General features: G+C 70.1%; 5 protein-coding genes. 2 read left to right on the top strand and 3 right to left on the bottom strand.

Annotated features, from left to right (window positions below; genetic code table 11):
• Both wecB and AB0M82_RS41975 read right to left on the bottom strand, forming a co-directional pair.
• Positions 1-1240: UDP-N-acetylglucosamine 2-epimerase (non-hydrolyzing) (gene wecB, locus AB0M82_RS41980; protein ID WP_364734712.1), on the bottom strand; the 1240-nt coding region annotated here is incomplete at its 3' end.
• Positions 1241-1598: 358 nt separating this feature from the next.
• A complete protein-coding gene (locus tag AB0M82_RS41975; protein WP_364734704.1) occupies positions 1599-3473 on the bottom strand; it encodes an N-acetylmuramoyl-L-alanine amidase in 1875 nt (624 codons plus the stop codon).
• Positions 3474-3820: 347 nt separating this feature from the next.
• Between AB0M82_RS41975 and groES the strand changes: the two genes are divergently transcribed.
• Both groES and groL read left to right on the top strand, forming a co-directional pair.
• Entirely contained in the window at positions 3821-4114 is a 294-nt protein-coding gene (gene groES / locus AB0M82_RS41970; protein ID WP_007031106.1) for a co-chaperone GroES, read from the top strand.
• A gap of 96 nt (positions 4115-4210) precedes the next feature.
• Positions 4211-5824, top strand: coding sequence for a chaperonin GroEL (gene groL / locus AB0M82_RS41965; protein WP_364734702.1), 1614 nt, complete (start codon positions 4211-4213; stop codon positions 5822-5824).
• A gap of 138 nt (positions 5825-5962) precedes the next feature.
• Here groL and AB0M82_RS41960 read toward each other — a convergent pair whose 3' ends face one another.
• On the bottom strand, positions 5963-6265 hold the full coding sequence (locus tag AB0M82_RS41960; protein WP_364734700.1) for a WhiB family transcriptional regulator: 303 nt from the start codon (positions 6263-6265) through the stop codon (positions 5963-5965).
• Between the last annotated feature and the right edge of the window lie 233 nt (positions 6266-6498).

The raw sequence follows: 6498 nt of genomic DNA, 5'->3' as shown, positions 1-6498 counted from the left end.
GCACCACCGACCGCGGCAACCACCGAAACTTCCGCACCCTCACCACAACCCACCCTCTCAACCAGGCGGTGTTGCAACGACCCCATGACTCCGAGCGACATTCACGGACTTTCGACCGGGAGCCGGCTCCCAGGAACTCCGCGATCGCCGCTACCGCCAGCAGTGCCGCATTTCCCGCGCCGTAAGGGTTTCCCACCTGAGTCGTGCGAAGGTCACCCCGAAGCAGCCGCGCGGCGGTGTCCGCGATCCGCGCGGTGTCCGTGCCCACCAGCCACGCGCAGCCCGCCGCCACGACTTCCGCGCGCTCGGTGACGTCACGCAGCACCAGCACCGGGGTGCCGAACGTCGGCGCCTCCTCCTGGATGCCGCCGGAATCCGTCAGCACCAGCGACGCCAGCCGCAGCGCGCGCACCAGGTCCGGGTACTCCAGCGGGTCCGTGACCGTCACGCGCGGCAAGCCGTCCAGCGCGGCTTCCACCTGGTCCCTGACCCGCGGGTTCGGGTGTGCCGGGAACAGCACCCGCACGTCCGGGTGCTCGGCCACGATCAGCTGCACGGCGGCCAGGGTCCGCTCCAGCGGCTCGCCCCAGGACTCGCGGCGGTGCGACGTGACGAGCACGAGCCGCTCGCCCGCCTCCGCGATCTCCATCTCCAGCAGCGCCAGCGCCGTGTCCCGCGCCGGCAGGTCCCGCGCCGCGATCTCCAGCACGGCGTCGACGACGGTGTTGCCGGTGACCGCGATTCGTTGCCGCGCAACGCCTTCCGCGCGCAGCTCGGCCGCCGCGGCGAGCGTCGGCGCCAGGTGCAGCGCTGCCAGCCGCGACACCATCTGCCGTGCCCCTTCTTCGGGGAACGGCGCCGCCAGGTCGTGCGTGCGCAGCCCGGCTTCCAGGTGCACCACCGGGATGCCCAGCCAGAACGCGGCCAGCGCGCCCGCGAGCGTCGTCGTGGTGTCGCCCTGGACGACCAGCGCGGCCGGGGCGTGCCGGCGCAGCGCGTCGTCGAGTGCGGGCAGCAGGCCCGCCACGAGTTCCGCCTGACTTCCGCTGATCCGCGGCGGCACGTCGAGCCACGCGTCCACGGCCAGGCCGAACGGGACCAGGGCCTGCTCGACCATGCCCGCGTGCTGGCCGCTGTGGACCAGGATCGGCCGCAGCGCCGAATGCGCGTGGAGCGCCAGCGCCAGCGGCGCGAGCTTGAGCGCTTCCGGCCGGGTCCCGGCCAGCAACATCACGTCCACCCCGCGGTGCTCCTTCGCCACCTGGTCCAGTGTCCCGGCTCCGCGGTTTCGCCGCGGAGCCGCCGGCGTGCGAGGGGCGCACGCCGACGGCCCCCATCCGATGTCGGTTTCTCGGAGATTTCGCGAATCGACTATCGCGAATGGCTGCTCGAATAGCACGCGAAAATTCCTGAATCACCGGATCGAGTGTTCCTCGGCGCCGTTTTCGCAGGTCGCCGTGAACTCACCTGGATGGCGTAGCAAGTCCGCCGTCGGCTCTGCCGAATGGGCATCGGAACCCAAGTATGACAAGGCTTCCGCTGTTCATCGCAGGACGAAGGTCGCGCTCGACGCGTGAGCGCGACCTTCGCCGAGCCGGTCAGAACGCGGGCAGGATCCGGACGTCGTCCGCCTTGACGAACGCGATCCGGTGCCCGAACTGGATCTGGACGTACTTCAGCTTGCCCTTGACCACGACGTGGTCGGCCACGTCGAAGGTGGTCGCCGAGTAGTACTCCGAGCCGACCGTCCCACCCGACGAGTACTTCTGGCCGGCGAGCAGCGTGTACGGCAGCGGCGTGATCGCCTGCACCTTCACGTTCGCCGGGTAGGCCTCGGGCTCGGGGTAGGCGCGCCCGTACACCGGCACCGACGCGAGGCCGGGCTTCGGCGTCACGACCCAGCCGATCGCGGGCTTCGCGACGCGGGCGTTGCGCGGGTTGTGGAACCAGCCCTGCTGCCCGAGGTACCAGATCGCCGTCCAGTCGCCGCGGACGTCGGCGACGGCGTACCGCTGCCCGGTCGCGACGCGGCTGCCGACGTCGGCGACGTCCATCGTGGACGCCGTGCCCTTCGGGTGCAGGCCGACGTCCACCAGCAGCGGCGAGGTTTCACTGGGCTGCGTGTGCAGCACGACGGCCTCGGAACCCCGCGGCACGCAGGTGGTGCCGAGGCCGCCGCAGCCGGTGAACGCGGGCTGGTTCTTCGCGAAGTCCGGGTCGATGGTGACCAGCGACGAGCCCGGCAGCCCGAACCCGCCGAGCGGCGCGCCCATCAGGTCGAAGTAGTGCGACCAGTCCCAGTAGGGGCCCGGGTCCCAGTGCATGCCCGGGATCGTCACCGGGGTCGTGCCGGGCACGTTGTCGTGGCCGATGATGTGCGCCCGGTCGAGGGGGATGTCGTACTTGTGCGCGAGGTAGCGGACGAGCTTCGCGCTCGACCGGTACATCGCTTCGGTGTACCAGGTGCCCTTCGCGGCGAAGCCCTCGTGCTCGATGCCGATCGACTTCGCGTTGACGTACCAGTTCCCGGCCTGCCAGGCGACGTCCTTGGTCGGCACGTGCTGCGCGATCAGGCCGTCGGCCGAGCGGATCGTGTAGTGCCAGCTCACGTACGTCGGGTCCTGGACCAGCTGGAGAACGTTGTCCCAGTAGCCCTCGGTGTCGTGGATGACGATGTGGTCGATCTTCTGGCTGTTCGGCCGGTCGGCGAGGTCGTGGTTGCCGTAGTCGTCGTCCGGCAGTTCCTGGTAGGGCGCCGGGACGGACTCGCAGGCGACCCTCTTCGGGCACTCGACGTTCGCGGCCGCGGTTTCGGCGTGCCGCGGGACGGCCAGGTCCGGCGTCGGGGTCAGCGTGATCCGCTGGCCGTCGTCGGTGGTCCGGGACACGCCGCTCTTGATGGTGTCGAAGACTTCGTCGGCGAAGGTCTGCGCGGCGGCCTGGCCGGCGGAGCCGCTGTAGCGCGCGACGGCGCCGTACCAGTCCTTGGCGCCGAGGTCCCGCTGGTACTTCGCGAGCAGGGCGGCGCCGCCCCGGATGTTCTGCGTCGCGTCGGTCCGCAGAGTCGCGGCGTCGGCGCCGAGGAGCCGCGCGGCCTCGTCGACGGTCTGCAGTGTCGGCGGCGGGGCGGCGGGCCCGGCCTGGAGGTGGCGCGCGGGACGGGCGTCGTCACCGCGCGGGTCTTCGGACCCCTCGTCGTGGTGCGTGCCACCGGTTCCGGCTTCGCGCAGGTCGGTGAGGTGCATCGGCCCGAAGCCGGCGGAGGTGCTCGGCGTGCCGGCGTTGAAGTCCCACCGGGACTCCAGGTAGGAGACGCCGAGCAGGACGTTCTGCGGAACACCGAATTCGGCGGCGGCGGCGGCGAAGTCGCGCTGCCGCTGACTGGTGGTGTCGGCCTGCGCCGGAGCGGCGAGGCCGGTGAGGAGGGTGACGGCGGCCGCTACGGCCACCGTTCTCGGGACGGGGCGGGACATGGGCATGAACCCCCAGGGTGCAGGTGCCAGAAGTCAGAACCTAACCAGAAACTCACGGCGGGGGTAAGTGCCGCAGCCGGTTCCGCGCACCGCCGGACGCCCGGATGGCGCGCTCCCTCAAGGTGGGCGTGCGGCGACCGGCATCGGTGATGACGCGGGTACCGTGCGACAAAGAGGCCGGTCAGGCGCGTTGTCGCCCAGGAGGTGCACCCTCCTTGCACGACTGGCACTCCCATGGCTAGAGTGCTAATCGCACGGCCCGACAGCCCCGGCACCCGCGACGGCGGGGGTGGTAGAGCCGTAACCACATCCTGCCAACGCTTTCGACGACCGTGGAGGTCAACCCGGTGAGCGTGAACATCAAGCCGCTCGAGGACAAGATCGTTGTCCAGACGAGTGAGGCCGAGGAGACGACCGCTTCCGGCCTCGTCATCCCCGACACCGCGAAGGAAAAGCCCCAGGAGGGCAAGGTCCTGGCCGTGGGCCCGGGCCGGATCGACGACAAGGGCAACCGTGTCCCGCTCGACGTTTCCGTCGGCGACGTCGTCATCTACTCGAAGTACGGCGGCACCGAGGTCAAGTACAACGGTGAGGACTACCTGATCCTGTCCGCCCGCGACGTGCTGGCCGTCATCAACTGACGTCCGCTCGCAGCGCATGACGCCCCGGGCCCCGCACAAGCCGGGGGACGGGGCGTTCTTGCGTTCTAGACCCACCGAAAGGTAAGCGGAAACGCCATGCCCAAGCAGATCAAGTTCGACGAGGACGCTCGTCGCGCGCTCGAACGCGGGGTGAACAAGCTCGCCGACGCGGTCAAGGTCACCCTCGGCCCGCGGGGCCGCCACGTCGTGCTCGACAAGAAGTTCGGCGGCCCGACCATCACCCTCGACGGCGTGACCGTCGCCCGGGAGATCGAGCTCGACGACCCGTTCGAGAACCTCGGCGCCCAGCTCGCCAAGAGCGTCGCCACCAAGACCAACGACGTCGCCGGCGACGGCACCACGACCGCGACCGTGCTCGCGCAGTCGCTGGTGAAGGTCGGCCTGCGTAACGTCGCGGCCGGCGCCAACCCGGCGTCGATCGGCCGCGGCATCGAGGCCGCCGCGGAAAAGGTCATCGAGGTCCTCAAGGCCAAGGCCACCCCGGTCAAGGGCCGCGAAAACATCGCGCAGGTCGGCACCGTCACCTCGCGTGACGCCAACATCGGCGCCCTGCTCGGCGAAGCCGTCGAGAAGGTCGGCGAGGACGGCGTCATCACCATCGAGGAGTCGTCGACCCTGGCGACCGAGCTGGTGATCACCGAGGGCGTCCAGTTCGACAAGGGCTTCCTCTCGGCGCACTTCGCGACCAACCCGGAGGAGCAGAAGGCGATCCTCGAGGACGCCTACATCCTGCTGGTCCGCGAGAAGATCTCCTCGCTGGCGGACCTGCTGCCGGTGCTCGAGAAGGTCGTCGAGGCCAAGAAGCCGCTGCTGATCATCGCCGAGGACGTCGACGGCGAAGCGCTGTCCACCCTCGTGGTGAACTCGCTGCGCAAGACGATCACCGCGGTCGCCGTCAAGGCGCCGTTCTTCGGTGACCGCCGCAAGGCGTTCCTGGACGACCTCGCGGTCGTCACCGGCGGCGAGGTGATCTCCACGGAGATCGGCATGAAGCTGGCCGACGCGAACCTCGGCTCGCTCGGCAGCGCGCGGCGCATCGTCGTCACCAAGGACGACACCACGATCGTCGACGGCGCCGGCACCAAGGACGCCACCCAGGCGCGGATCGCCCAGATCCGCAAGGAGATCGAGAGCACCGACTCCGACTGGGACCGCGAGAAGCTGCAGGAGCGGCTCGCGAAGCTCGGCGGCGGTGTCGCGGTGATCAAGGTCGGCGCGGCCACCGAGACCGAGCTCAACGAGCGCAAGCACCGCATCGAGGACGCCGTGGCGGCGACCAAGGCGGCCGTCGAGGAGGGCATCCTGCCCGGCGGTGGTTCGGCGCTGGTGCACGCGGTCAAGGAGCTTGACGGCTTCCTCGGCCTCGAGGGCGACGAGGCGACCGGCGTCAAGATCGTGCGTGACGCGCTGTCCGCCCCGCTGTTCTGGATCGCGACCAACGCGGGCCACGAGGGCGCGGTCATCGTCAACAAGGTGCGGGAGCAGAGCTGGGGGCAGGGCTTCAACGCCGCCACCGGCGAGCTGACCGACCTGCTGGCCGCCGGCATCGTGGACCCGGTCAAGGTGACCCGGTCCGCGGTGGCGAACGCCGCCTCCATCGCGCGGCTGGTGCTCACCACGGAGAGCTCCGTGGTCGAGAAGCCGGCCGAGGAGGAGCCCGCCGCGGCGGGACACGGCCACTCGCACTGACGCGCAGCACGTCCGTAACCGGGGCGGCATCCCTTCCAGGGGTGCCGCCCCGCTTCGTTCCCGGCCCGAACGGCACGGAGGGCGGCACCCCACCCGGTGCCGCCCTCCGCTGTCTGTGGTCGCTCAGTCCGTGGCCGCTCAGCCGCCGGACATGCTGAGCGCGCGTTTGTCGGACTTGATGAGGTGCTCGCGTTCGGACTCCGAAAGCCCGCCCCAGATCCCGTAGGGCTCGTGCACCGCCAGCGCGTGGGTGCGGCACATCTCCAGGACGGGGCAGCTCAGGCAGACCGCCTTCGCCCTGGCCTCCCGCCGTGCCCGCGCCGGGCCGCGCTCGCCGTCCGGGTGAAAGAAGGACGCGCTGTCCATTCCCCGGCACGACCCATCGAGCTGCCAGTCCCACATGTCGGCGTTGGGTCCTGGAAGCCTGCGCGTGTCTGCCATCCTGACCGCCTCCGTCGTTCGGTCGATGCCGCTAGCTGCTCTGCGGTGGTGCCGATAGTCCATTCGGTGCAACGGCGGTAACGTTAGAAGCGCGCCAATAGTTGTTCAAGCGATTCGGGGCGATTCAGCCGTTAGGCATCCCCCGGATGTGTGAGCAGGGGTTTCGCCTCCGGTTGCCGACTCCGCTGAGTGCCTGGATATTGAGGCTCGTGGGAGCTGGATCGGGTACCGAT

Origin of the sequence: Amycolatopsis sp. NPDC051128, from assembly GCF_040682715.1 — a bacterium.
Classification (GTDB): domain Bacteria; phylum Actinomycetota; class Actinomycetes; order Mycobacteriales; family Pseudonocardiaceae; genus Amycolatopsis.
The sequence above is the reverse complement of the archived record's forward strand: the minus strand, read 5'-3'. Positions and strand labels throughout refer to the sequence as shown.